This window comes from Synechococcus sp. Tobar12-5m-g, assembly GCF_024345415.1.
Lineage (GTDB): Bacteria > Cyanobacteriota > Cyanobacteriia > PCC-6307 > Cyanobiaceae > Regnicoccus.
Window position 1 is genome coordinate 25980 of the sequence record NZ_JAGQBB010000013.1, and the last position, 24749, is coordinate 50728.

A 24749-nucleotide genomic window follows, 5' to 3' on the forward strand; every position below is an offset into this window, starting at 1 on the left:
CCGCCGGTCAGCTCCCTTTCCAGTCAGCTCCCTTCCACCTTGGCGCGGTAGCTGCCGGCATCCATCAGGTCGTCGAGCTCCGCGGCTGCGCTCGGACGCACCAACAGCAGCCAGCCCTCGCCGAACGGATCGCTCTGGATGTCTTCCGGGCTGGCCAGCACCGCCTCGTTGCGCACTTCGACGGTGCCGCTGATCGGGGCATACACATCCTCCACCGCCTTGACGGATTCGACCGAGCCGAAGCTGGTGCCGCGCTCGAGGTCGGCGCCCACCTCAGGCAGCTCCACGAACACGATGTCGCCCATCTGCTCGACGGCGAAGGCACTGATCCCCACCCGGACCAGATCCCCCTCCAGGCGGGCGTATTCGTGGCTGTCGGCGTAGCGGCAGTCGTCGGGGTAGCTGAGCGCCATCGATGGCGGAGGCAGGGGCCTCCCACTCTGACCGACAACCCGCTCAATCGGACCGGATGGATCGGTTCTGCCGATCCGGCAATTGTCCCGCTTCTGCCAGGGCATTGAGGGCCCGCTCCAGGGCCAGCTCCGCGTGGCAGCGGTGGGTGCCGCCCTGGCTGAACAGCACATAGGGGGGGCGCAGGGGGCCGTCGGCGGAGAACTCGCTGGTGCTGCCGTCGATGAAGCTGCCCCCCGCCATCACCAGCTCGCTGGCATAGCCGGGCATCGGGGCCGGCACCGGATCGAGGTAGGCCCCCACCGGCGAGCAGGCCTGAAAGGCCCGGCACACCGTTTGCAGGGGTGGGGCCGCCCCGAACTGCACCGCCTGGATCACGTCGCCGCGCTCCCCCCCTGGCAGCGGTTGGACCGCATAGCCCAGGCCGTCGAACACCGCCGCCACCAGCTCGGCGCTGATCAGGGCCTCGGCCACCATCTGGGGGGCCAGGAACAGCCCCTGGAACAGCAGGCGGTAGAGATCGAAACCGGTGCCGCCCTCGCTGCCGATGCCGGGGGCGGTAAGGCGGCAGCAGGCTTGCTCCACCAGCTCGGCGCGGCCGGCCACATAGCCCCCGGTGGGGGCGATCGTGCCGCCGGGGTTCTTGATCAAGGAGCCGGCGATCAGGTCGGCCCCCACCGCCGGCGGCTCGCAGGCCTCAACGAATTCGCCATAGCAGTTGTCCACGAAGCAGACGCAGCTGGGCTGGAGCGCCTTGACCCGCTCGATCAGCTCCCCGATCGCCGCCAGGCGCAGGGAGGGGCGCCAGCTGTAGCCGCAGCTGCGCTGGATCAGCACCAGGCGGGTCGGCACCGCCAGGGCATCGGCCAGCCCGGCGCTGTCCACCATCCCGTTGGGTTCGAGGCGGAGCTCGTCGTAGTGAATGCCGAACTCGGCCAGGGAGCCCTGGCCGGTGCCGCGCAGACCGATCACCTCCTCCAGGGTGTCGTAGGGGCGGCCGGTGAGGGCCAGCAGGCGATCGCCGGGACGCAGCACCCCGAACAGGGCGGCGGCGATGGCATGGGTGCCGCTGACGAACTGCAGCCGCACGGCCGCGGCCTCGGCCCCGAGCACCCGGGCGAAGACCCGGTCCAGCACCGCTCGGCCCAGGTCGCCGTGGCCATAGCCGCTCACCGACGCGAAGTGGTGGGGCCCCAGCCGCTCGGCCGCAAAGGCCGCCAGGACCCTGGCCAGCCCCCCCTTGACCGCGGTGGTGTGCAGGGCCGCCAGGGGGGCGATCCGTTCCGCCGCGGCGGCGACCCGATCCACCGCCCAGGCGGAGACGGCCTGCGGGTCCGCGCCGCTGCGCCCTTCCCCACCCGGTTCCCGCCCGTCCATGGCCCATCGCATCACCAACCAGCCATCGTGCCGTGGCCCCTCACCCTCACCGCTAGATTTCGGTTTGTTCGATCGGCGCCATCACGCCGTTCTCCCAGGTTCAGGTGATCAGCTCCGCCCCCCATGGGGCTCCCTGACGTGGGCCAGGCCCGCCGATGGCGCGGGGGTGGATGCCACAACCTGCCCACTACCGCGAGAGTTCATTTGGTTGCCGCCTCAGACACCGCCAAGGCCCCGTACCCACCGGGCACTTCCCCTTCCCTTCCCAAGCTGCACACCGTGGGTGTGCACGCCTCCGATCACCAGGAGGAGGCCATCCGCAACGCCGTCCATGCCCGGCGTGCTCCCCTTCCTCCCAAGCAGCGCCCCTACAAGCTCGGTACCACCGGTTTCATGCTGGTGATGCACGTGGGTGCCGTGGCGGCGCTGCTGCCCCGCTTCTGGAGCTGGCAGGCGGTGGTCGTGATGGCGCTGCTCTACTGGACCACGGTGCTGGGGGTCACCCTCGGGCTGCACCGCCTGCTGGCCCACCGCAGCTTCGTGGCGCCGAAATGGCTGGAGCGCACCCTGGTGCTGATGGGCAGCCTCGCCTGCCAGAGCGGCCCGATCGAATGGGTGGGGCTGCACCGCCACCATCACAAGTATTCCGACCAACCCAACGACCACCACGACGCCGGTCGCGGCCTCTGGTGGAGCCACAGCGACTGGATGCTGCACGAGATCCCGGCGGTGCTGCAGGTGGAGCGCTTCACCGGCGACCTGCAGCGGGATCCCTACTACCGCTGGCTGGATCGCTGGTTCCTGTTGCTGCAGCTGCCCCTCGGCGCCGCCCTCTGGTGGTACGGGGAGCGGGCCGGTGTCCATGGGGGCGGCCTCGGTTTGGTCCTCTGGGCGATTCCCCTGCGCCTGGTGGTCGTCTATCACGTCACCTGGCTGGTGAACAGTGCCACCCACGCCTTCGGCTACCGCAACTTCGACAGCCCCGACCTCTCGCGCAACTGCTGGTGGGTGGCGATCCTCTCGTTCGGTGAGGGCTGGCACAACAACCACCACGCCCACCCCTCCAGCGCCCGCCACGGCTTGCGCTGGTTCGAGTTCGACATCACCTGGCAGCACATCCGGCTGCTGCAATGGCTGGGCCTGGCCCGCCGGGTTCGCGTCGCCCGTTATGGTCCGGCCGGTTCCGCCGCCACCAGTTCCTGACGGATCGCCACCGCCAGCTCGGGGGTGCCCGCCTGCTTCTGCAGGCGGGCTTTTCGGCGCAGGGCCTCCAGGAACTGATCGGCACTGAGTTCCGGTTCGCTGGCGACCCCAAGGGCCACCAGGGTGCGGTGCAGATCGAGCAGTTCGCCGTCGAGTTCGGCGGAGCTGTAATCGCGCTGGCCAGCCATGACCGCGGCAAAGCGCTCGCGCCGCTGGGCCTTCTCCACGGGATAGGCGGCCAGGATCGGCTCCCGACAGGCGCGCCAGGGCTGCCCGGCGCTGAGCAGCTCCGCCAGGGCCGCACTGAGCGCGGCCGCTTCGTCCTCACCGATGCGGAGGTCGAAGGCGGCCGGCGGCTGCCGCATCCCCACAAAGATCTCCAGCAGCGGACCAGGGCCGAGCGGGGCACCGTCGTCGCCGAGCAGGGGCAGATCGCCTTCCTGCAGCGCCGCCGCCAGCTCGGGGTGACCCGCCAGGGAGCTGGCCCGGGCGCCGTCGCCGTCGGCCAGCCACTGGTTGATGCGCCCGAGGGCCAGGAACACCTCCGGGCCCGGGGCCGCCAGCTTGCGGTTGCGGAGCATCGACACCTGGGAGTTGTGGATGCGGCCGAGATCGAGAACAGTGGCTAAGCCGGGGAGAACGCGGTGGGACCAGCCATTGCGCTCATGCCAGGCTTTGATCAGATGCGCAAATGCCTCGCGCCCTGATGCGATTTCTTCCTGGTATCCCACTCGATATGGATTCTTACTGTTACCATTCTAAATGACTGATCAGGAACCTCTCCCCATGACGCTCTCCCCCCTTCGCCCTGGGCTGGCTCCACCACCCAACCTGTTGGCCCGCCCCCTGGGGGTGGCCACGTCGGCCACCGCCGCCCAGTCCCTGCCAAAGGCCAGGGCCCTGCATCGGCCCCGCCGCGGTGAACCCGTCCCCGTCACGGTGAAGGGACGCAACTGGACGGTGATCGGCTTCATGGTGGTGATCCACGTGCTGGCGCTGGTGGCCCTGCTGCCCCAGTTCTGGAGCGTGCCCGCCGCGGCCAGTTTCCTGATTCTCTACTGGGTCACCGCCTGTCTGGGGGTCACGGTGGGCTACCACCGGCTGCTGGCCCACCGTTCCTTCAAGCTGCCCCACTGGCTGGAGCGCGTCTTCGCCACCTGCGGCGCCCTCAGCTGCCAGCACGGTCCGATCGACTGGGTGGGGCTGCACCGCCACCACCATAAGTTCTCCGATACGGATGCGGATCACCACAACAGCCACCGGGGCTTCTGGTGGAGCCACATGGCCTGGATGTTCGAGGAAATCCCTGCGGCCGCCGCAATCCCCCGGCTCACCGGCGATCTGGCCCGCGACCCCTACTACCGCTGGCTGAACAAGAACTTCCTGCTGCTGCAGGTGCCCCTGGGCCTGCTGCTGTTCGCCATCGGCACCCTCACCGGCGCGGGCGGCTGGGCCCTGGTGCTCTGGGGCATCCCCCTGCGCCTGGTGGTGGTGTATCAGTGCACCTGGCTGGTGAACAGCGCCACCCACCGCTGGGGCCAGGTCAGCTACGCCAGCGGTGACGGCTCCCGCAACAACCCCTGGGTGGCGGCGCTCACCTTCGGCGAGGGCTGGCACAACAACCACCATGCCTTCCCCCATTCGGCCCGCCACGGCCTCGAAGCGGGCCAGATCGATCTCACCTGGCAGCACATCCGCCTGCTGCGCAGGCTTGGCCTGGCCACCGAGGTGAGGTTGCCGGCTGCACACCATCCAGTGGCCTAGGCTGGCAGATCGCATTCGATTTCCATGGCCAAACGCGTATCCGTCGTCCTCAACGAAGACGTTCTCAGCCTCGGCAAGAACGGTGAACTGGTGGAGGTGGCCCCCGGCTATGCCCGCAACTTCCTGCTTCCCCTGGGCAAGGCCGTGCCGGTGACCCCGGCTGTGCTGCGCCAGGTGGAGCACCGCCGGGCCAAGGAGGCCGAGCGCCAGGCTGCCCTCAAGGCGGAGGCCGAAGCGTTCCGCACCGCTCTGGTCACGATCGGCCGCTTCACCGTCAAGAAGCAGACCGGTGGCGATGACGTGCTCTTCGGCACCGTGACCAACGGTGATGTGGCCGAAGCGATCGAAGCGGCCACCAAGAAAGAGCTCGACCGCCGCGACATCCTGGTCCCCGAGATCCACCGCACCGGCTCCTACAAGGTGCAGGTGAAGCTCCACCCCGAGGTGGTGGCCGAGATCAACCTCGAGGTGGCCAGCCACTGAGGCCAGCCATCGAGTCCTGGGGTTGCTCCAGGCCACCGGTTTGGCATGGATCGCCACCGGATCTCCGCCCAGCAGCGCCTAGCCTTGGCCCATGGTGAGCCTTCCCCTGCCAGCGCCGGACGGCCCGGCACCTGAACCCGGCCCGGCCCTGGCCCCGCTGCAGCGGCGCCGCTCCCGCGACCAGGCCGAGGCCCGCTTCGAAGCCCTTCCCGACCAGGTGCCGCCCCAGAACCTGGAGGCGGAGGAGGCGGTGCTGGGCGGCATCCTGCTCGACCCCGATGCCCTCGGCCGGATCGCCGACCTGCTTCGGCCCGAGGCCTTCTATCTGGGCGCCCACCGCGAGATCTACCGCACCGCCCTGATGCTGCACAGCCAGGGCAAACCCACCGACCTCACCGCCATGGCGGCCTGGCTGGCCGACACCGGCCAACTGGAGAAGGTGGGTGGCAGCAACCGGCTGGTGGAGCTGGTGGAGCGCACCCTCAGCACCGCCTCGATCGACCAGGTGGCCCGCCTGGTGATGGACAAATACCTGAGGCGGCAGCTGATCCGCTCCGGCAACGAGGTGATCCGGCTCGGCTTCGACCAGGCCAAGCCGATGGACCAGGTGCTCGATGAGGCCGAGCAGCAGATCTTCGCGATCAGCCAGGAGAAGCCCTCTGTCGGGCTCACCCCCACCGCGGAGATCCTCACCAGCACCTTCAACGAGATCGAGAGCCGCTCCCTGGGCACCTCGGTGGCGGGCATCCCGGTGAACTTCTACGACCTCGACGCCATCACCCAGGGCCTGCAGCGCAGCGACCTGATCATCGTGGCCGGCCGGCCGGCGATGGGCAAAACCTCGATCGTGCTCAACATCGCCAAGAACGTGGCCCAGCTGCACCAGCTGCCGGTCTGCGTGTTCTCCCTGGAGATGAGCAAGGCCCAGCTCACCTACCGGCTGCTGTCGATGGAGGTGGGCATCGAGAGCGGCCGGCTGCGCACCGGGCGGCTGCAGCAGGAGGAGTGGCCGCTGCTGGGCCAGGGCATCAACACCCTCGGCCAGCTGCCGCTGTTCATCGACGACAAGCCCAACGCCGGCGTTCTGGAGATGCGCTCCCTCTGCCGGCGGCTGATGGCGGAGCAGGGCAAGGAGCTGGGCCTGATCGTGATCGATTACCTGCAGCTGATGGAGGGCACCACCCCCGACAACCGGGTGCAGGAGCTCTCCCGCATCACCCGGGGCCTCAAAGGCATGGCGCGGGAACTCAACGTGCCGGTGGTGGCCCTCTCCCAGCTCAGCCGCGGCGTGGAATCGCGCACCAACAAGCGGCCGATGCTCAGCGATCTACGCGAATCGGGCTCGATCGAGCAGGACGCCGACCTGGTGCTGATGATCTACCGCGACGAGTACTACAACCCGGAAACCGCTGACCGGGGTATCACCGAAGTGATCGTGACCAAGCACCGCAACGGGCCGGTGGGCACGGTGAAGCTGCTGTTCGAGCCCCAGTTCACCCGGTTCCGCAACCTGGCGGCGCCCTGAAGCCCCCGCGGACCGGACCACCTCAACCCCGCAGCAGCCATGAACGAGCACCCCTTCTGGATCTGGGTCCTGGCATTCTTCGGAATCATCCTGGGCCGCTACTTCGTGGTGGCCGGCGGGTCCTACTGGCTGCTCTATGCCCGGCCCCAGCCCACCGGCCGCGACGGCACTCCGCCGCTTGCGCCTATCTCGGAGCGGGCCATCAGGGACGACATCCAGTTGTCGGTGATCGCGGCGGCGGTGTTCGCCCTGGCCACCGCCGGTGTGCTCTCGTTGCAGGCCCTGGGGCTCACCCGCCTCTACGCCCGGCCTGACCTGCATGGCTGGTGGTATCTGGGGCTCAGCTACGCGGTCGTGCTGATCCTGCAGGACGGCTACTTCTACGCCACCCACCGGCTCTTCCATCACCCCGCCCTGTTCCGCTGGCTGCATGAGGGCCATCACCGCTCAAGGCAGCCCACCCCCTGGACCTCCTTCGCCTTCGACCCGATCGAAGCGGTGGTGCAGGCGCTCTTCCTGGTGGGCGTGGTGTTCGTGATCCCCCTCCATGCCATCACCCTGGTCGCGGTGCTCTGCACGATGACCGTGTGGGCGGTGGTCAACCACCTGGGCCTCGACCGGCTTCCCCTGGGCTTCCCCCACCACTGGCTCGGCCGCTGGTTCATCGGGCCGGCCCACCATTCGCTCCACCACCGCCGCCACGGCATCCATTTCGGCCTTTATTTCACCTTCTGGGATCAGGTCTGCGGCACCGAGGATCCCGCCTATGCCCGATCCTTCGAACTCCGCCTGAACAACGGCCCCGCCTGAGCCATGACGATCCCCACCAGCGCCAGACCCACGGCCCCGCCCAGCACCACCAGCACGAACCGATCGAGCCCGATGCCCAGCCCCTCGCCCCCGGCCGCCGCCGTGAGCACGATCAGGGCGCAACGGCTGGCGAACGCCGCGCGGTAATTGCGGAACGCCACCAGAGTCAGCAGGGTGAGTGCGATCCCCAGGGCGTGGAGAGCAGCGCTGCGGGGCAGCAGCAGGGACAGCAGGGCCCCCGCCGGCAAGCCCACCAGAGCGCCGACGGTTCGGTCGAGCCCTTTCTGCCGCGCCACGGTGAGCTCCCCGGTGGCCACGCTGGCCGACGACCAGATCACCCACTGGCCGAAGGGCGGCTGCCACAGGCTCACCGCCACTGCCGTGACCAGCACCGCCAGGGCTCGAACCAGGGCCTGGCGCCCCAGCCGTTGCCGCTGGGCGGGCTCCAGGGGCCAGCGTTGCCAGCCGAGGTGCCAGCCCCGGGGCGGCAGGGCCACGGAGGCCAGCAGCACGGACCCCACCGCCAGGGGAAGGCCCAGGGCCAGTAGCCGCAGCCCTTGCGCCAGGCTGAAGCCAGCGGCGTGCGCTTCGATCGAGAGGTAGAGGGCGGGGATGAAGGTGAAGCTGCCCACGGAGGTCCAGCGGGCCCCGAGGCAGGCGATCCAGAGGCTCAGGAAGCCATAGAGGCCGCACAGCAGCACGAACAACGGTGCCGAAGCCTCCACCGCGAAGAACGCCGCGATCGACAGCCCCAGCAGCAGCGCATGGACCAGCAGCAACAGCAGGGAGCGCTGGCAGCGCTCAACGCCGATCAGCAGGGCGATCGTCAGCAAACCGCCCGGGAGCAGGAGCTCCTGGCCGGTCCACCCATAAAGGAGTAGCCCGGGCAGCAAGGCGACGGTGCCCCGCAGCAGGGCTGGGCCGTCGAGCCACGCGGGGCCCTTCAGCACGGATCGGGCAGGTCGCCTGGATCAGCCAGATCAGCGGAGCGCACCACAGTGGCCAGGCGGGAGAGCTGCTCGATCGAGCGCTCGTGCTCATCCCGGGTCGCCGCTGCGCAGGCGTCCTCCACCAGCACGATCCGGTGGTCCCGGTCGTGCCCCTCCCGGGCCGCCGCCTGCAGGGCCCAGGCGGTGCTGACGCCCCCCAGCAGCAGCCGCTCGATCCCGGCGGCCCGCAGCATCACAGCGAGGGCGGTGCCGTGGAAGGGGCTCAGCCGATGCTTCACCAGCACCAGATCACTGGGCTCCACCGCCAGCTCCGCATGGAACTCGGTGCCCCACTGGCCCAACCGCAGGGCACCAAGCTCCCGGGCCCGAGCGAAGATCGGTGCGTGGACAGGCAACTCCGGGTAGCCGGCGCTGAAGCCCACCTTCACCAGCATCGTGGGCCAGCCCTGACGGCGGGCCAAGGCCAGGGCCCGGTTGGCGGCCTCCAGCACCCCGCGCCGTTCCACCTCGGCGGCGCAGGTAGGCATCGCTCCGGCAGGGTGGGTGATGTCGTTGATCAAATCGATCAACACCAAGGCGGTGCGCATGGGCGGGCGCCTCAGCCGCAGGGCCCCCATCATCAGGCGTCGGCCAGGGGCGGCAGCCCCAACTCCCCCTGAGCCGCCATACATTCAAGCGATGGCCTTCAGCGTCGCCCCCACCGAAACCTTCGAGCTGATCGTGGTCGGCGGCGGCCATGCGGGCTGCGAGGCGGCCCTGGCGGCGGCGCGGCTGGGGATCTCCACGGCCCTGTTTTCGCTCAATCTCGATCGCATCGCCTGGCAGCCCTGCAACCCGGCGGTGGGCGGGCCGGCCAAGAGCCAGCTGGTGCACGAGGTGGATGCCCTCGGCGGCGTGATCGGCCGGCTCGCCGATGCCACGGCCTTGCAGAAACGGGTGCTCAACGCCAGCCGCGGCCCGGCGGTGTGGGCCCTGCGCGCGCAAACGGATAAACGCCAGTACGCCCGCCAGATGCTGCAGCTGCTGCAGCACACCCCGAATCTCGCCCTGCGGGAGGCGATGGTGACGGGACTGGAGATCGAGGGAGATCCGGCCAACGGCGACGCCCGGGTGATCGGCGTGCGCACCTACTTCGGCAGCGTCTATGGCGCCGGCGCCGTGATCCTCACCACCGGCACCTTCCTGGGGGGCCGGATCTGGGTGGGAAGCCAGTCGATGGCGGCGGGCCGGGCCGGCGAGCAGCCCGCCGAAGGGCTCACAGAGGCGCTGCGCTCCCTGGGCTTCCGCACCGACCGCCTCAAGACCGGCACCCCCGCCCGCGTTGATCGCCGCAGCGTGGCCCTGGATCAGCTGGAAGAGCAGCCCAGCGACGCCGCAGGCCGCTTCTTCTCCTTCGATCCGGCCGCCTGGATCGAAGGCGAGCCGATGAGCTGCCACCTCACTCGCACCACGGCGGCCACGCACCAACTGATCCGCGACAACCTCCACCTGACGCCGATCTACGGCGGTTTCATCGACAGCAAGGGGCCCCGCTACTGCCCCTCGATCGAAGACAAGATCGTGCGCTTCGCCGATAAGGACAGCCACCAGATTTTCCTGGAGCCCGAGGGCCGCGACACCCCCGAGCTCTACGTCCAGGGGTTCTCCACCGGCCTGCCGGAGCGGCTGCAGCTGGAGCTGCTGCGCACCCTGCCCGGGCTGGAGCGGTGCGTGATGCTGCGGCCGGCCTACGCCGTGGAATACGACTATGTGCCCGCTACCCAGCTGAAGCCCTGCCTGGAAACCAAGCGGGTGCAGGGGCTTTTCTGCGCCGGCCAGCTCAACGGGACCACCGGCTACGAGGAGGCGGCCGCCCAGGGGCTGGTGGCGGGCCTCAACGCCGCCCGCCGGATCCGCGGCCAGGAGCCGGTGCACTTCCCCCGGGAGAACAGCTACATCGGCACCCTGATCGACGATCTGGTGACGAAAGACCTCCAGGAGCCCTACCGCGTGCTCACCAGCCGCAGCGAGTATCGCCTGGTGCTGCGGGGCGACAACGCCGACCGGCGGCTCACCCCCCTGGGCCGGGAGCTGGGGCTGATCGACGGGCGCCGCTGGCGCATCTTCGAGGCCAAGCTGGCGGCGATCGCCGCCGAGCAGCAGCGCCTGGCCACGGTGCGCCTGAAGGGGAGCGATCTGGTGGCTCCGGCGGTGGAAGCCCAGACGGGGGCGCCGATCAAGGGCTCGATCAGCCTGGCCGACCTCCTGCGCCGCTCGGGATTCCACAGCGCCGACCTGGTGCGCCATGGCCTGGCCGATCCTGCCCTGCCACTCGATGTGCGGGAAGCGGCCGAGATCGATGTCAAGTACAGCGGCTACCTGGCCCGCCAGCAGCAGCAGATCGACCAGGCCAGGAAGCAGCAGCATCGGCCCATTCCGGCCGGCACCGATTTTCACGCCATCGCCACCCTCTCCAAGGAGGCCCGCGAGAAGCTCAGCGTCGTGCAGCCCTGCAGCCTGGGCCAGGCCTCCCGCATTCCTGGCGTCAGCCCCGCCGATGTGACGGCCCTGCTGCTCTGGCTGGAGCTGGAACGGCGCCGCTCCCTGCCGGCTGCTGCGACCCCCTCGTCAAGGTCCGGGGCGGTCGTTACGTTGGGCGCTCTCGACGTTTGAGCCCAGCGGCCTCCATGGCGTCTCCCCGTGGCATCACCAGTTCCCGCGCCTACTGGGAACTCAAGACCGATCAGGTCATGGATCGGGTGTTCGCGGGGATGGTGCAATCTCTCAGCCCCGGCGCCGCACCGCTGGGCCCGGCTGAATCGTCGCCGATCGATGTGGTGGTGCGCGATGAGCCCCCCTGCTCTCCCCAGCCACCTCGCGCCACAACCCCAGAAGCCCTGCCCAGGGGCGACCAACCGCTGCTGGTGACGCTGCTGGCGCTGGTGTTCCTGCTGGGGATCGGCACCACCCTGCTGTTGTGGCACCAGTGGAACCAGAGCAACCAGGCTCTGCTGCAGGAACGCAACCTGCAACTGCTGGAGCGTCTCCGCTCCCTGGGCCCAACCGGGACGGAGAGCGGTCCGGCTGTCGCCACCCCCGCGGCGTTGGCGGGCCTGGGCGCCACCGAGGCGGCGGCCCTCGATCCCAGCCTGCCGCCCCCTCCCCCGGACGAGCCTTGGGTGCAGGAGCTGGGCTCCCTGGGAGGAGGTGGCCAGGCTGGCCAGGCACCCCCCCTGCGGGTTCCGCTGCGGGGTCCCCTGCAACGGCCGGTGCCCGTTGCCCCCTCGATCGGTTCGGCCCGGCCCGGCAGCCTGGGCGAACCAGCCAGTCCTGGGTTTTCCAGCCCTGGCCCGTTGCCCGAGCTGGTGGGGGTGGTCCAGGCCAAAGGCAGGGGTGGATCGGCCATCTTCAGCCTCGATGGCACCTCCACCAGCACGGTGGTGGGGGAAGCGATCGGTGCCACCGGCTGGAGGCTGCAGGCCGCCGAGGCGGATTCGGTGGTGATCGAGCGCAACGGCCAGCAGCAGCGCGTCAGCATCGGCGGCGCCCCCTGAGATGGCCCCAACAGCTTGGGCCTCCCCCCTCCCGCTCTGGGAGATCCCCTTCGCGGCCCTCGCCGATGCCAGCACCAGCAATCTGCTGACTGGCCCCTGGCGCCTGCTGCTGCTCGGGGATGGCAGCCCCACCCGCCACCTGGAGTTGCTCACCGGCGCCGCCGTGGAGGTGGAGCTGATCGCCATGGCTCCGGATGCCGCCGACGATGCGAGGGTGCCGGCCGAAGTGGCCGCCCTGGACGCCCCCCTGCTGCGGCGCCAGGTGTGGCTGCGCTGTGACGGGTTGGCCCTGGCCTGGGCCGAGAGCTGGTGGAATCGGGACGAAGCCCAGAAGAGCCTGCGCGAGAGGCAACTGCCGATCTGGCGAAGCCTCAGCGCCGATCGGGCCGAGCTGTTCCGTGAGGTGGATGGGCTCGCCCAGGTGTCGGCCCCTTGGCTGGACCAGGGCTTCGGCCAGCCCGGGCCGTACTGGAGCCGGCACTACCGCTTCTTCCGGAGCGGCCGGCCCCTCACCGTGATTCGGGAGGTGTTCTCCCCCTCCCTGGAGCGCTGGCTGGGGCCCAGCCGGCTGGGTTGTTGAGGATCGCCGGGGCCAGGGTTCAACCCAGCCGCAGGGCTTCGGCCTGTTTGCGGCTCTGCTCCAGCAGGTCCCGCAGCCGATCCTCGTCGGTGTGACTGAGGCTGGTGCGCAGCAGCTTGGCCTGGGGGGCGAAGCTGCGCAGGCGCTCGATCACCCGGTCAGGGGTGGCATCGCGCACCAGCAGACACAGGGCCGCACTGCCTTTCGGCAGGGTTTCACCCACTTCCCGCAGGAAGTTGTCGTTGATGCCCAGATCGCTGAGGGCCCCGGAGGCGGCACCCACGCTGGCACCGACGGCGGCGCCGAGCAGGGGATTGAGGAACAGCAATCCGACCAGGGAACCCCAGAACCCACCGCCGAGGGCTCCTGCAGCGGTGAGATTGACCGCCTGGCGCAACTGCACCTGGCCGTTGTCGTCGTGCTCGACGACCACCGCATCCTCCAGGGAGATCAGGTGCTCCTGCTGGATGTTCACCAGCTCGCGCCGCACCGCATCGGCTTCTTCGGCCTTGGGGAAACCCACCACGATCAGGTTGCTCATTCAGGGTTCGCCAGGAATCTTGAAACTCCTTTCAACCTAGAGGCTTGGGGCGGGCCGGAGGTTAAGGGCGGCTGCGGCTTGAGCGAGGCAGGGGCCTGCGGGAGGAGGTGGAGCGATTCGACGGGGCACCGATCTCCTGTTCCGGGGAAGGCGAGCCAGCCCCGCGCCTCTGCAGATCGGGCCACTCCTCCGGCTGGGCCGGGGCCGGCGGCAGGAGGGGAGCGGCACGGCGCGAAATGGCCTCCAGGGAACGCCGGGGCTGGGGCTGGGCCGAAACCTCCCCTCGCCCTGGGGGGATCTCCGGGATGGCCGGGGCGGGAGACCGGGGGGTACGTCCGATGGGTGGAGCGTCATAGGCCTCGGATCGGGGCACGGTTCGGGGCATGGAGCGGCGGTCCGCCATCGGCTCCTGCCAGGGTTCCGGCCAATCGTCTTCGCCTTCCATGAACCAGTCGAGGCGGTCTTCCATCCAGCGACCCAGCCCCTGCAGGCTTCGGCCTTCAGCGCCACGGCCGCTGGCGGAGCGGCCCTGGGAGCGGGAGCCCGGGCGGGCGCCGGCCACGCCGTCCACCAGTTGCCGCCCCGCTGTCATCCACTGATCGAGGGTGCCACCCGCTGAGCGACGCCTGCCGCGACGGAGAGGATCACCAGAACCGTTCATGGCGCTGCCTGGACCTGCTCAAACGATGGTGTTGACCCAACGTTAACGGCTGGGTCGCAACGACCTGCGCTGCCGCAGCCAGCACTCCCGGGCCAGCCCCACCAGGGCGATCGACACACCGCCGGCCTGCAGCACCCAAAGGAACAGATCCACCTGCGCAGCCGCTGAAAGGGAGGGCGAACCTTAGGTGGCAGCGGTGTCGGCCTGCTCTTCGAAGATCAGCAGGCAGGCGGCGTTCCAGCGGCCGCCATGCAGGCGGTCGCAGCAGAGACGACAGGCCACCCCCCGCACCCGCCGCCGGTAGGGGGCGCTGACGCCGCAGCAGGGGCAGCGGGCCAGCCAGCGGGGGCTGCTCAGCGGCAGGGGGTAGCGGTGGCGCAGGCTCACCTCGAAGCCGCCCTGGGACTGGTTGATGCGGGCCATCCGGGCGCGGAAGTGGGGGCCGTGCACCTCCTGCACCCCCAGCACCCGGTCGATCCAGGCGTGGATCATCTCGTGGCAGAGGGTGCCCAGCATCGCCGCTCGCGGCAGGGGCTCCAGCAGCGGCCGCGACAGCACGATCTCGCAGAGATCGGTGCCATCAGGGCGGCGGCCGCGGCGGTAGAGGCCGGCGGTGCGGCTCATGCGGCCATCGCTCCAGCGCAGCTCCACCAGGCTGCGGCCGGCCGGGGCCAGGGCACCGTCGAAGTGCTCCCGGTCGAGCCGATGGAACAGGGGCAGCAGGGGCTCAAGGGGCATGCCGCTTCGGCTTCGGGCCGGGACGGCAGCCAGTCTGGCGGGGCCGTCGGTCAGACTCTGGGGCCGGAACGCGCGTTCGCACACGATGGATTGGGGTCTGGCACAGACGATCGGCACCAAGTTGCTGCTGGCCGGCGCCGGCGCCCTGCTCCTCTACTGGACCTACACGGCGGTGAAGCTGGTGCTCAGCGCCCGCGGCATCAACCCGCTGCTGAAGCAGTTCTTCACCCAGGTGGCTTCGGGGCAGATCGACGGCGCCTACCTGCTCACCACCAAGAACTACCGCTCCCACGTCAACCGGCAGCAGTTCATCCGCTTCCTGGCGGGGCTGCAGCTCAACAAGTACCGCAACCTCAAATCCGGCCGGCCCCGTCTGCAGGACGGCCAGATCATCCTGACGGTGAAGCTGAAATCGGAGGCCAAGGATGAACTGCCGCTTGATTTCACCTTCGTGAAGGTGGAGAAGGCCTGGCGGGTGGATCGGATCAGCAAGCTGGCGGTGGCCTGAAGGCGGCCATGGCCGACGGCACGTCCCCTTCGGCTTCCAGCGCCCAGTGGGCCCGGGCCGTCGAGCTGCGGCAGCTGGTGGCCCGCGCCGCCCACGCCTACTACGTGCTCGACGCCCCGGAGCTGGAGGACCCGGTCTACGACCGGCTCTACCGGGAGCTGGAGGGCCTGGAACGCCAGCACCCCGAACTGGTGACCCCCGACAGCCCCACCCAGCGGGTGGGCGGGACCCCGGCGGCGGGATTCCGCAGCGTGGAGCACCGCATCGGCCTGCTCAGCCTCGACAACGCCTTCAACGCCGAGGAGCTGCGCGCCTGGCACCAACGCCTCCTGCGGCAGCTGGATCGAGCGGATCCTGCCCAGGACACGGGTCCCGATCCGGCCCTGGCGCTGGTCTGTGAACTCAAGATCGACGGCAATGCCCTGGCCCTCAGCTACGCGCAGGGCGTGCTGGTGCGGGCCGCCACCCGGGGCGACGGGGAGCGGGGCGAGGAGATCACCGCCAATGTGCGCACGATCCAGAGCGTGCCGCTGCGGCTGGCCGTGCCAGATCCACCGGCCTGGCTGGAGGTGCGCGGCGAGGCCTTCATCCCCGACGCCACCTTCCAGGCGATCAATGCCGAGCGCCAGAAGCGAGAGGAGCCCCCCTTCGCCAACCCCCGCAACGCCTGCGCCGGCACCCTGCGCCAGCTCGATCCCCAGGTGGTGGCGGCGCGGCGGCTGGATTTCTTCGCCTACACCCTGCACCTGCCGGACGATTGGACACCGTCAGCCGTCAGCGCCCCCGGCCGGCCCGGCAGCCAGTGGGAGAGCCTGTGCTGGCTGGCGGCCGCCGGCTTCAAGGTGAACCCCAACGCCGCCCTCTGCCCGGATCTGGCAACGGTGGAGGCGTTCTTCGCCGGTTGGGAGGAGAAGCGCAGGCGGCTCCCCTACGCCACCGATGGCGTGGTGGTGAAGCTCGACGACCTGCGCCTGCAGGCCGACGCCGGCTTCACCCAGAAGGCGCCGCGCTGGGCGATTGCCCTCAAGTACGCCGCCGAGGAAGCCCCCAGCCGGCTATTGCGCCTGGTGGCCCAGGTGGGCCGCACCGGGGCGGTGACGCCTGTGGCGGAGTTTGAACCGGTGGCCCTGGCCGGCACCACGGTGAGCCGCGCCACCCTCCACAACGCCGATCGGCTGGCGGAGCTCGATCTGCACGCCGGTGACACGATCGTGGTGCGCAAGGCCGGCGAAATCATCCCCGAGGTGGTGCGGGTGCTCACCGAGCTGCGACCGTCAGGAGCCGCCCCCCTGGAGCTGCCCAGCCACTGCCCCGAATGCGGCTCGGCGCTGGTGCGGGAGGAGGGGGAAGCGGCGACCCGCTGCGTCAACAGCAGCTGCCCGGCGATCCTGCGCGGCGCCCTGCGCCATTGGGTGAGCAAGGCCGCCCTGGATGTGGACGGGCTGGGGTTCAAGCTGATCGAGCAGCTCGTGGACCGGGGGCTGGTGCACTCGATCGCCGATCTCTACCGGCTCGACGGGGCCCTGCTGGCCAGCCTGGAGCGAATGGGGGAGAGGTCGGCGGAGAACCTGGTGACGGCCCTGGGGGCTTCGAAACAGCAGCCCTGGCACCGCCAGCTCTACGGCCTCGGCATCCACCACGTGGGGGCGGTGAACGCCAAGGCGCTGGCGCGGGCGTTCCCCTCCGCCACGGAGCTTGCGGCCGCCGCCGCCGACCATCCCGAGGCGATCACGGCGGTGTTCGGCATCGGCGCCGAGATCGCCGAATCCCTGCGCCAGTGGTTCGCCACACCGGCCAACCGGGCGCTGCTGGCCGCACTGGAAGGGCTGGGTCTGTCGCTGGCTGCCAGCGGCGAGGGAGCTCCAGGCCCGGCGCCCCTGGCCGGCCAGACCTTTGTGCTGACCGGAACCCTGCCCGGCCTGAGCCGCAGCGCCGCCCAGGGGCTGATCGAGGCGGCCGGAGGCAGAGTGAGCGGTTCGGTGAGCAAGAAAACCAGCTATGTGGTGGCCGGCGAGGAGGCGGGCAGCAAGCTGGCAAAGGCCGAGGCCCTGGGTGTGGCCGTGCTCGACGAGGCAGGGCTGCTGGGGATGCTGGCGGGAGAGGACCCCTATGGGGCGGATGCCAGGCTGATCTGAAGCGCGGCGCTTCGATGCAACCAGATCCCAACCCCAGCGCCCCCCCGCCCATCGACCGCTGGATCAAGACCGATTGCGGCCGGGCCAAGTACGCCGAGCTGGCGGCCCGCCCGGGCCTGGTGGCGAGGCTGCGCCTGGGCTGGTTCGTGCTGATCGCGGCTCTGCGGGACTGGCGCTTGCCGGCTCAGCCCTGATCGCCGTTCTCAAGCGCCTGGCGGGCCGCCCGTCCCGCCAGCCAGATCGAGCCCACGGTGGCGGCGATCCCCAGCACCCGCAGCCCCCAGGTGGTGGCGTCGGCCTCACCGGAGAGCACGGCGCCGAAGCGGGCCACATCGCCGGCCAGGGCGCCAAGGCCGCAGAACAGGATGGTGCCGGGCAGGATCGCCACCAGGCCGATCGTGTAATCACGGAAGCTCACCTCGCTGAGGCCGTAGGCCAGGTTGAGCAGGCTGAAAGGAAAGGCGGGCGAGAGGCGGGTGAGCACAACCAGCTTCAGCCCCTCCCGGCTGACGGCCTGCTCGATCGCCAGCAGTTTCGGCGTGGTTGCCAGCCGCCGCCGCGCCCAGCCGCGCAGCCAGCTCCGGCCCAGCAGGAACACCACGATCGCCCCGCCGCTCGCCCCCACGAACACCACGGCGCTGCCGAGCCAGGGGCCGTAGAGGGCGCCGGCCAGCATGGAGGCCCACACCCCCGGCAGCAGCAGGGTCACCCAGAGGGCATAGAGCGGGATGAAGGCCACCGCCCCGGCAGGGGAGCGCAGGGCCGGCAGGAGCTGGTCGAGCAGGGCGGCGGGCTCCATGCACGGGGGTCGGCAGGCCACTCAGGCTGGCACCCGGGGGCGCCTTCGCCTTGAGGATGCTGATGGGACGTTCAGGGAACCCTGCCTGCCTTGTGCCCACTTCCGAGAGAACGGGAGGTCAGGTGATTGTTCAAGAAGCCTTGCACAGGGCTCAAACCAGCCCATGAACCACCTGCCGTGAAGATGTCATCCGTTTTGTCCCTAACTCTGATCGCGATTCGCATAGACAGGCAAGTGAAGGGCAGACACTTCATCCCGCTCAGGACGATCCAACTTGCCAGCAGAAACAGGCGCGGCTGTTGTCATGACTTTGGTGCGGCTCTGGGATTTCCAAAACTCGTACTTTAGCAGCGGAAGGCTGGCAACCGTCTGGGCCATTGACCAGAAAAAGATGTAACTCGCAAGTAACCTTCGAAACGAGCCGAATCGTGATTCACGTAGAGACTCCATGATCTTGTCCCCCTGGTGGTCAGTTCCGAACTCCTCACAGGCCTTGTGAACCGGACTGGGCAGAACAATTCCCTTGGCAAATCCTTTGGTGCCAATCGAAGGATTGGAACCAACCAACAAGATTTCTGGCCCTGTCTTCAGATGTTGAATCCCATGGGCCTGCCGGCCGGCCATCATGGCTGCCGTCTCTTCGCTGCGCTGCTGCTCACTGCACCGACCATCAGGGATGCCTAGGAAGAGGAGCGTGCCTCGAACGATCCGATGGGCGTAAGAGTGAACCAGATCATCCTGAGGGTTGGCTGCCTGGACCTCCAATGACGTCACTCCATAACTTAACGAGAACAGTTTGCTGACAAAGTTGCTGAGAATCTGATGGACCCAGGGGGTTTCCCCAATGACCAAGGTTCGTTTCCCGGCTCTGGCGAGCACTTGCCGTCCCTGCGCCAAGCGAAGCCCAATCGTCCAGAGCCAGGGTCCAAAGATGTAGATCCCTAGATCGGCCATCGCCAATGCTCCTGAGAGCGCCTGAATCAGGAGCCAATCTGAACTCAGACCGAAAGCGTCGATCAGCGCGTTCCACACGGTCTGCATCAGCGGGATCGTGTGCCCAAAAGGGATGGCCCAACCAACTGTGATCGCAACATAGAGAGCCTGAATGGCCCAGGCTATTGGGTGTTCAAGCACATGAAATCCCCAATGTCTCCCCCCTTCGACAATTTGCCTGTAAAGTCGAGTTGGTTTTCTCTTTCGTTGGCAGTCAGCTCCAATGATGTTGACCACAGACTGCAGGAATAGATGGTCTTCCATGCCTTCGAGCACCAACAGACTCCTGGAGCTCAGGGTCATGCCAAGTGGGTGCTGATCAGGAAAGGCCAACTGGATCTGTCGACAGAGACAGAAGAGCAGCTCAGTCAGCGTCTGGTGGAGCGCAGCGACAGAGGCTGTCGCTGGTTCGGCCGTGCGGCGACCACCACCACTGTTGAACAGTCGCCTCGAGAATGGTTCACCCGCACAGGCTGACTGCATCATTGAGGAGCCAACAAAACTGGTTGGCTCGCCGGTGAGCACAAACACTTCACGGATCACATCTTCCCGGACGAGCAGATCACAGGCCTCCATGACCTGCCTTGTGCAGAAGGTTTGACCTGACTGGCTGATGGCCAGCACCACCGTTTGCCTGGCTAGACCCAGTCCATCAAAATCATGCTGAAGGCTCTGAAGGACATGGTTGGAGGAAAGTGTCTTGATCGTCAACAACGGAAAGACAGAGGCCAGGTCCTTGGCAAACTGGGCGCCAACCCACAGACTGTTCTCCACCCCAGTCACAAGCAGGTCCACATGACTGGACTTGGCCAGCGACGGATCCAGGCCAACTTTGTTCAGCAGGGCCTGCTTATCCTGGAGATGATGGGCCTTGGCGATGAGAATGTTGATGAAGTAGTCAGCACTTTGCCGATTCAAAGACGATGGGTTGATCCAGTCATCCTTGATGGCATGCAACATCCAGGGAATGTCGCGCAAGTCAGCTGCTACGGGATCCTTTCTTGCTTCTGCGGATGGATGGTTGGGTTTTAAGTGGGGATTTTTTTTGTAGAGAATCTTTCTGCCCAGAAGTTCATCAGCTGAAATATTCCGCATGTCCGATAGGGAGTAAACCCTTAGGCCTGTGGATGTCAGGACTGCGACTTCGCCTGAATTCTGATTCAGATCAATCCTGAAGGCCTGCGGCCTCAACGCCAACGTTGCATCAATCGAAGCGGGTTCTGAAGCGTAGAGAGAAACCCGGGCTTCAGGATCAAAGCCTGTGGATAGTGGTTGTCCAAGACAACCCAGAACGACTTGATCAGGTGTAAGGGTGGAAAGGGTGATGAGGCCGAAGCTACCTCTGGCCTGAGTCAGAAACAAACGGCTGGCTTGCTCCGGATCATTGTGAAGAAAAGCATGGACCGTCTCGTCAATGAAGGTCCACAAGCGATCCGCCCCGTTCATGCTCAAGCAAGAATCGAGGGTTAGGTTGTCATGGATGCGGCGTTGCATTTGCTGCCGCCTGAGCTTGTCATCGCTCCATCCCCGCTCTGAATAGGTTTGGGCAAAGTCTACAAAGCATGTTTCGAAGATGGATGCCCAGTGCTCAAGAGTCGAACGGGAGGGTGCCGTTTGAGGCGCGGCCTTGGTTGGAGTCATTCCACCAAATGCAGCCGAAACGTCTTGCGCAATCGCAATTTGATAGCCCAGCCTAACGGCTGAATACCAGTTTCCCTTGCAGATCAGGACGTCCAGCATGCCTGCGATCTTGGGGGAATCTCCCAATGTTTTGTTGGCAACGTGGAGGACTCTCTCCAGCCACAATCCAAGAGTTTCGTAATCAACAACCCTGTTGAATAACTTGAAACCCTCGAAGTCTCCGTTGTGAGTGATGCGATGGTTGATATTTTGTTGGGTCGCTGACCAGTGGCCATCGTGTTGTTCCCAAATTCGATCGACCCGGGCCGGGCACCATTCGTGCCAATGGGTTTCAAGAACAGATGGCGGTCCACTGGTCCCGAAGCGATAGTGCCAAGCTGCCGTGATGCAGGAGTTCAAGGGCCTGTAGCCCGCTCGAATTGCCTGACGCCGCTTTCGTGCAAAGGCCGATTCAAGGTGGAGGGTCAGATTTTGCCGTTTGGTGTTGACCAACTTCTCCCCGACAAACCGGATGTGTCCCGCTCTGTCACAGGCGAGAACGAGGCCCCCTCCAGCCTGTTCTCCACGAACTTCCGTTTCGTGGCCCATGGTTCGGAAACGCTCAATCCCCTGTTGTGACAGCAACTCATTGGCTGAGATATCGTCTCGCTCGGCAATGAAGCCAAAATTGCCGCAGTAGAAACAATCAGCGTGCCCTGTGAGCAAGGCAGCCCAATCAGTTCTTGAGCAAGCCAGCAGCATGCCGTTGCTCGCCAGCAAGCTCCCCACCATGCTGCTGCTAAGCCAGAATGGAAGGAGGCCGTTGTGCAGCGCCAGGTTGAATTCTGGCGATTGGATCGCGGCAAGGGCCCCGGCAACGGCCACGCCGTTCAACACCAATCCACCTGTCGCCTTCATGCGAAGTTTCCAGGCCGCTGGGTCTCCAGCGTGGACCCACGGCAAGGCATGTCCCCAAGTCCATGGGCCACCGATCCATTGAAACGGCATCAATGAGCGGGCCAGCGTTATAAGATCCTGATGCTCGGCAATGTTGTCAACGCTCAGAGCCTTGCCGTTTCTGTCCACGGCGGCGATCAGCAACGTATGCCCCAAGCCGTGCAGCAGGACCGCAGCGTTCCAACCCGTACGAATCACGACGGACAGGCTCAAGATCACTCCGACGGATGCCATGGCCCCACGGTCGGAACCAACATCCAATCCCCCAAACCCGAGGAGCACGGAGGCAACTTCCGGCCAACAATGTGTCCCTACAACGTAAAGACGAGGTCTGGAAGTGAATCGGAGTGTGGTCATTGCCAGGACCTTCCTTCTCGACGCTTCCATCGTGAAAGCGTCCTTGGGGATCCAGGGTGATCTCAGTCCCGAAACCTGGTGATCCTGATCATCTCCGTGTTCCAGCTACTCTTGGGTTGGTCACGCTCCGCTGGCTTCAGTCCTGCCCCCAGATTGAGAAGGCAGGACTGTGCTCTCAGGGATCGTTGAAGGAGTGAAGCGCCCCATCCTGTGAGTCGGATCACAGCAGTCCTTGTGCTTGGTCACTGTCTCAGTGCGGGATCGATCACCAGACTGGGTTGCACCCGATGAGGGACCGTTCCATGGCATCTCGACTGACTGCTTCCCCCAGGATCGGAAGGCTCAGGATCCGGGCAGCTTTGGCGGCCATCCTGCCGGTCTTGGCTCTTATCGCGCCGAAGGCCACAGCAGGAGACAACAGCCGCAAGTTTCCTGTCTACCGGGAGTCAGGTGGCAGCCGGGATCTCTGCCTGTCCCGGAAGGTGGTCCACCTGGTGCCTTTAGACAGCCGGTTCGCTCCCGGCAAGGCCCGCAGAATCGCTCTCCTGGAAGGGCAAAGTACCGATCCTCGGCCCTTGATGGTGCACCTGGAATCGCTCGGACTGTGGACACTGCCACCGAGGCCCCCCGGGGTGCGGCTGCTGACGATCCCGTCCATCGATCGCGAGGTGCTCTGGGAAAGTTTCCCCCGTTGCCAGGATGCGGACCAACCTGAAGGGCTGTCCGGCGCTCCGCCGGCCCGTTCGTTGCTGGAGCCGCTCCCAGGCGCTGATGATCAAGAGGCCGTGCTGGAGATCCAACGGCTCAGCCGAGCCTGCGGGGGGACCATTGCCACAGCCGGATTGCTGGCCGTGTTCTCCTATGAGCACCTGATGGGTCAACTTCCAGCGCGACTCCCGGTGTCCTGCGAGGGGTTGTCAGGAGCCTCGGGGCTTGCCCCATCGATCAGTTCCCAGGCTTCCAGCCCCTCCGAGCGCCCATCAAGCGGCACCATCCCCCGGGGTTTCCAGGCACCCTGAACCCGATCAGCGACCAACCGATGGGTGGTGGATGACACCATCACCTGGCAATGGTCGGTGATGGTTGTTTTGGCGAAGGATTCGATTCTGGAGGCGCAGTTGACGACATCACCGATGAGGCCGAACTCCCATCGTTCCGGGCTCCCGACCGACCCGGCGATGACCCAGCCGCTGTGCAAGCCGACCCGCAGTTGCAGCAAAGGTTGGCCTTCCAGCTTCAGGAATCCATTGAGTTGCCTGAGCTGTTCACGCATTGCGGAGGCCGAGTTGACGGCGGCGGTCGCGTCTTCGGCGACTCCCTGGCTGAGGGGGGCCCCAAACACGGCCATCAGCCCATCCCCGGTGAACTTGTTGACGAGCCCACCGTGCATGTGAACCGATGACACCATCACGCCCATGCTCCTGTTCAGCCAGGTGAGCAAAGCATCTGGATCGAGGCGTTCGGCCAGGCGGCTGAAATGAGCGATGTCCGCGAACAGCACCGTGACGCACACCTGGCGGCCGGGGAATCGCCCGCCCTCCAGCAGTCCCTGCCGCTTGTCCAGAAGTTCGTGGGCCATGGCAGCCGAGGTGGTTTGACCAAGCAGGCGCTCCAGTTCGAGGCCTTGCCTTTGCTCTTCCATGCCACGGCGGGTCCAGGCGGCGGCGGAGAAGGCTGCCAGGGCGGCCAGGGGCAGCGCGCCGTCAAACCAGACCCCTTGGCCCAGAGCCACGGCACCGGCGAGGGCAGCCAGGAGAGCCAAAGTGCCGACGGCCGCCAGGCTGCGGCGCAGGCTTCCGATCCCTTCTCCGAGGCCGATCCCGAGCCCCAGGCCCGCCAACACCAGAAGGGCATTCGCCCAGCCCGGTGCCGCCAATAGGCCGAAGGAATGGCTGCTCTCCTGGGCCAGCAGGGCTGCGGTGCGATGGGCGTGGATTTCAACCCCCGGCATCGTGGCGAGGCCCCGTGCAGCGCCGAACCGGCTGAAGGGGACTCGGAAACTGTCTCGCAGGGAGGGCGCCAGATTGCCGATCAGCACGATTTTCCCCCTCAGCTCGGCGGTGGGCACCCCTCCGCTGAGCAACAGACTCAGGCTCCAGGTCGGGAAACTTCCAGCCCGGTGAAAGGCCAACATTCTTTGCACACCAGCATTGTCGAGGTCGGTGTAGCCACCGCCGGATTGCTCCAGGCCTGAAAGGTTCGAATCGCCGCGCTCAATTCGCTGCCGCAACAGGGTTTTGCCGGTGGCAACCTCCAGCAGACGCATCGGCAGGGTCACCCCCTCTGGGCCCAGTCCGCGCACATGGACCAGATCACGGCGCACCACACCATCCGGGTCAATCGTCAGATCGATGTACGCACGTCGGTCTGGCGGGGTTCCCGGAATCGCACCGATCCGGTCAACCGCGCTGTACACCGACACCAGGCGGCCGTGGCTGGCTGCCAGGGAGCGGAGGCGTTCTTGGTGGATGCCGACACCAAGATCCCGATAGAGATCAAGACCGATGGCGCCGACGCCGGCCCGATCCAGACGCTCGATCGCCTCGGCCAACAAACCATCATCCAGGGGCCAGCCCAGTTTCCTCAGGTCCGCTTCCCCGATGCCGATGATGGCGATCGGCGTTTCCCGACCAGAGGGGGCGGCACGCCACTGGGTGACCAGATCGTAGAGAAGGAGATTCAGGCTCTCGCTGAGGTGAGCCTGACGGAGCGACACCAGCAGCACCAGGGCCGCGGCATAGGGAATCAGGCGCCGCAGGCGCTTCCAGGCAGGGCGCCCCGGAGTTGACCGATCCATCCACCTG

Annotated in this window: 22 protein-coding genes; 11 read left to right on the forward strand and 11 right to left on the reverse strand. The window is 67.2% G+C overall.

Features of this window, described 5'->3' with window-relative positions; translation table 11 throughout:
• Positions 1–23 precede the first annotated feature (23 nt).
• A complete protein-coding gene (gene gcvH / locus KBY66_RS09490) occupies positions 24–413 on the reverse strand; it encodes a glycine cleavage system protein GcvH (protein WP_255089076.1) in 390 nt (129 codons plus the stop codon).
• A 43-nt stretch (positions 414–456) separates the two neighbouring features.
• Complete coding sequence (locus KBY66_RS09495) at positions 457–1788, reverse strand: aminotransferase class I/II-fold pyridoxal phosphate-dependent enzyme (protein WP_255089087.1); 1332 nt, start codon at positions 1786–1788, stop codon at positions 457–459.
• Between the two features lie 279 nt (positions 1789–2067).
• Here KBY66_RS09495 and KBY66_RS09500 point away from each other — a divergent pair, with 279 nt between their 5' ends.
• Positions 2068–2991 carry an acyl-CoA desaturase gene (locus tag KBY66_RS09500; protein WP_399225189.1) on the forward strand — a complete coding sequence of 308 codons (924 nt, stop codon included), beginning with the start codon at positions 2068–2070 and terminating at the stop codon, positions 2989–2991.
• On the opposite strand, the gene KBY66_RS09505 is transcribed toward KBY66_RS09500, so the two are convergent.
• Positions 2955–3722 carry a hypothetical protein gene (locus KBY66_RS09505; protein ID WP_255089088.1) on the reverse strand — a complete coding sequence of 256 codons (768 nt, stop codon included), beginning with the start codon at positions 3720–3722 and terminating at the stop codon, positions 2955–2957. The genes KBY66_RS09500 and KBY66_RS09505 overlap by 37 nt on opposite strands.
• A gap of 241 nt (positions 3723–3963) precedes the next feature.
• Between KBY66_RS09505 and KBY66_RS09510 the strand changes: the two genes are divergently transcribed.
• The 4 genes from KBY66_RS09510 to KBY66_RS09525 all read left to right on the forward strand — a co-directional run bounded on the left by KBY66_RS09510 (position 3964) and on the right by KBY66_RS09525 (position 7573).
• Positions 3964–4755, forward strand: a complete 792-nt coding sequence (locus tag KBY66_RS09510) for an acyl-CoA desaturase (protein ID WP_399225188.1) — start codon at positions 3964–3966, stop codon at positions 4753–4755.
• A gap of 24 nt (positions 4756–4779) precedes the next feature.
• Positions 4780–5238, forward strand: a complete 459-nt coding sequence (gene rplI / locus KBY66_RS09515; RefSeq protein WP_255089090.1) for a 50S ribosomal protein L9 — start codon at positions 4780–4782, stop codon at positions 5236–5238.
• A gap of 91 nt (positions 5239–5329) precedes the next feature.
• On the forward strand, positions 5330–6763 hold the full coding sequence (gene dnaB / locus KBY66_RS09520; protein WP_255089092.1) for a replicative DNA helicase: 1434 nt from the start codon (positions 5330–5332) through the stop codon (positions 6761–6763).
• 39 nt (positions 6764–6802) lie between these two features.
• Positions 6803–7573, forward strand: coding sequence for a sterol desaturase family protein (locus KBY66_RS09525; protein WP_255089094.1), 771 nt, complete (start codon positions 6803–6805; stop codon positions 7571–7573).
• Here the strand turns inward: KBY66_RS09525 and KBY66_RS09530 are convergent.
• Together KBY66_RS09530 and KBY66_RS09535 are read right to left on the reverse strand one after the other, a co-directional pair.
• On the reverse strand, positions 7528–8523 hold the full coding sequence (locus KBY66_RS09530) for an FUSC family protein (RefSeq protein WP_255089095.1): 996 nt from the start codon (positions 8521–8523) through the stop codon (positions 7528–7530). The genes KBY66_RS09525 and KBY66_RS09530 overlap by 46 nt on opposite strands.
• Positions 8517–9110, reverse strand: coding sequence for an isochorismatase family cysteine hydrolase (locus KBY66_RS09535; protein ID WP_255089096.1), 594 nt, complete (start codon positions 9108–9110; stop codon positions 8517–8519). Before KBY66_RS09535 ends, KBY66_RS09530 begins: the two co-directional genes overlap by 7 nt.
• 91 nt (positions 9111–9201) lie before the next feature.
• Here KBY66_RS09535 and mnmG point away from each other — a divergent pair, with 91 nt between their 5' ends.
• Genes mnmG through KBY66_RS09550 form a run of 3 tightly spaced genes read left to right on the forward strand, consistent with a single transcriptional unit; the run spans position 9202 to position 12636 of the window.
• On the forward strand, positions 9202–11175 hold the full coding sequence (gene mnmG / locus KBY66_RS09540; protein ID WP_255089097.1) for a tRNA uridine-5-carboxymethylaminomethyl(34) synthesis enzyme MnmG: 1974 nt from the start codon (positions 9202–9204) through the stop codon (positions 11173–11175).
• A gap of 14 nt (positions 11176–11189) precedes the next feature.
• On the forward strand, positions 11190–12056 hold the full coding sequence (locus KBY66_RS09545; RefSeq protein WP_255089098.1) for a hypothetical protein: 867 nt from the start codon (positions 11190–11192) through the stop codon (positions 12054–12056).
• Between the two features lies 1 nt (position 12057).
• Positions 12058–12636 carry a chorismate lyase gene (locus KBY66_RS09550; RefSeq protein ID WP_255089101.1) on the forward strand — a complete coding sequence of 193 codons (579 nt, stop codon included), beginning with the start codon at positions 12058–12060 and terminating at the stop codon, positions 12634–12636.
• 19 nt (positions 12637–12655) lie between these two features.
• On the opposite strand, the gene KBY66_RS09555 is transcribed toward KBY66_RS09550, so the two are convergent.
• The 3 genes from KBY66_RS09555 to KBY66_RS09565 form a co-directional block, all read right to left on the reverse strand.
• Positions 12656–13177: a DUF1269 domain-containing protein gene (locus KBY66_RS09555; RefSeq protein ID WP_255089103.1), complete on the reverse strand. Its 522-nt coding sequence runs from the start codon at positions 13175–13177 to the stop codon at positions 12656–12658.
• 61 nt (positions 13178–13238) lie between these two features.
• On the reverse strand, positions 13239–13838 hold the full coding sequence (locus KBY66_RS09560; protein WP_255089104.1) for a hypothetical protein: 600 nt from the start codon (positions 13836–13838) through the stop codon (positions 13239–13241).
• A 183-nt stretch (positions 13839–14021) separates the two neighbouring features.
• Positions 14022–14576, reverse strand: a complete 555-nt coding sequence (locus tag KBY66_RS09565; protein WP_255089106.1) for a SprT family zinc-dependent metalloprotease — start codon at positions 14574–14576, stop codon at positions 14022–14024.
• Positions 14577–14661: 85 nt separating this feature from the next.
• Here KBY66_RS09565 and KBY66_RS09570 point away from each other — a divergent pair, with 85 nt between their 5' ends.
• Genes KBY66_RS09570 through KBY66_RS09580 form a run of 3 tightly spaced genes read left to right on the forward strand, consistent with a single transcriptional unit; the run spans position 14662 to position 17413 of the window.
• A complete protein-coding gene (locus tag KBY66_RS09570) occupies positions 14662–15084 on the forward strand; it encodes a hypothetical protein (protein ID WP_255089108.1) in 423 nt (140 codons plus the stop codon).
• An 8-nt stretch (positions 15085–15092) separates the two neighbouring features.
• Positions 15093–17219, forward strand: coding sequence for an NAD-dependent DNA ligase LigA (ligA, locus tag KBY66_RS09575; protein ID WP_255089109.1), 2127 nt, complete (start codon positions 15093–15095; stop codon positions 17217–17219).
• Between the two features lie 14 nt (positions 17220–17233).
• Positions 17234–17413, forward strand: a complete 180-nt coding sequence (locus tag KBY66_RS09580; RefSeq protein ID WP_255089111.1) for a hypothetical protein — start codon at positions 17234–17236, stop codon at positions 17411–17413.
• On the opposite strand, the gene KBY66_RS09585 is transcribed toward KBY66_RS09580, so the two are convergent.
• The 3 genes from KBY66_RS09585 to KBY66_RS09595 all read right to left on the reverse strand — a co-directional run bounded on the left by KBY66_RS09585 (position 17404) and on the right by KBY66_RS09595 (position 24742).
• Positions 17404–18018 carry a TVP38/TMEM64 family protein gene (locus tag KBY66_RS09585; protein WP_255089116.1) on the reverse strand — a complete coding sequence of 205 codons (615 nt, stop codon included), beginning with the start codon at positions 18016–18018 and terminating at the stop codon, positions 17404–17406. The two genes, KBY66_RS09580 and KBY66_RS09585, sit on opposite strands and share 10 nt — an antisense overlap.
• Before the next feature lie 201 nt (positions 18019–18219).
• Positions 18220–21801: a hypothetical protein gene (locus KBY66_RS09590; RefSeq protein WP_255089117.1), complete on the reverse strand. Its 3582-nt coding sequence runs from the start codon at positions 21799–21801 to the stop codon at positions 18220–18222.
• Positions 21802–22822: 1021 nt separating this feature from the next.
• Positions 22823–24742: an adenylate/guanylate cyclase domain-containing protein gene (locus tag KBY66_RS09595; protein ID WP_255089118.1), complete on the reverse strand. Its 1920-nt coding sequence runs from the start codon at positions 24740–24742 to the stop codon at positions 22823–22825.
• Positions 24743–24749: the final 7 nt, after the last annotated feature.

Bases quoted from the DNA above. Each gene is read 5' to 3' on its own strand.
- KBY66_RS09580 (WP_255089111.1), top strand. From the start codon at position 17,234: ATGCAACCAGATCCCAACCCCAGCGCCCCCCCGCCCATCGACCGCTGG.
- KBY66_RS09570 (WP_255089108.1), top strand. From the start codon at position 14,662: ATGGATTGGGGTCTGGCACAGACGATCGGCACCAAGTTGCTGCTGGCC.
- gcvH (WP_255089076.1), bottom strand. From the start codon at position 413: ATGGCGCTCAGCTACCCCGACGACTGCCGCTACGCCGACAGCCACGAA.
- KBY66_RS09555 (WP_255089103.1), bottom strand. From the start codon at position 13,177: ATGAGCAACCTGATCGTGGTGGGTTTCCCCAAGGCCGAAGAAGCCGAT.
- KBY66_RS09510 (WP_399225188.1), top strand. From the start codon at position 3,964: ATGGTGGTGATCCACGTGCTGGCGCTGGTGGCCCTGCTGCCCCAGTTC.
- rplI (WP_255089090.1), top strand. From the start codon at position 4,780: ATGGCCAAACGCGTATCCGTCGTCCTCAACGAAGACGTTCTCAGCCTC.
- ligA (WP_255089109.1), top strand. From the start codon at position 15,093: ATGGCCGACGGCACGTCCCCTTCGGCTTCCAGCGCCCAGTGGGCCCGG.
- KBY66_RS09495 (WP_255089087.1), bottom strand. From the start codon at position 1,788: ATGGACGGGCGGGAACCGGGTGGGGAAGGGCGCAGCGGCGCGGACCCG.
- KBY66_RS09525 (WP_255089094.1), top strand. From the start codon at position 6,803: ATGAACGAGCACCCCTTCTGGATCTGGGTCCTGGCATTCTTCGGAATC.
- mnmG (WP_255089097.1), top strand. From the start codon at position 9,202: ATGGCCTTCAGCGTCGCCCCCACCGAAACCTTCGAGCTGATCGTGGTC.
- KBY66_RS09595 (WP_255089118.1), bottom strand. From the start codon at position 24,742: ATGGATCGGTCAACTCCGGGGCGCCCTGCCTGGAAGCGCCTGCGGCGC.
- KBY66_RS09550 (WP_255089101.1), top strand. From the start codon at position 12,058: ATGGCCCCAACAGCTTGGGCCTCCCCCCTCCCGCTCTGGGAGATCCCC.
- dnaB (WP_255089092.1), top strand. From the start codon at position 5,330: ATGGTGAGCCTTCCCCTGCCAGCGCCGGACGGCCCGGCACCTGAACCC.
- KBY66_RS09545 (WP_255089098.1), top strand. From the start codon at position 11,190: ATGGCGTCTCCCCGTGGCATCACCAGTTCCCGCGCCTACTGGGAACTC.
- KBY66_RS09535 (WP_255089096.1), bottom strand. From the start codon at position 9,110: ATGCGCACCGCCTTGGTGTTGATCGATTTGATCAACGACATCACCCAC.
- KBY66_RS09560 (WP_255089104.1), bottom strand. From the start codon at position 13,838: ATGAACGGTTCTGGTGATCCTCTCCGTCGCGGCAGGCGTCGCTCAGCG.
- KBY66_RS09565 (WP_255089106.1), bottom strand. From the start codon at position 14,576: ATGCCCCTTGAGCCCCTGCTGCCCCTGTTCCATCGGCTCGACCGGGAG.
- KBY66_RS09585 (WP_255089116.1), bottom strand. From the start codon at position 18,018: ATGGAGCCCGCCGCCCTGCTCGACCAGCTCCTGCCGGCCCTGCGCTCC.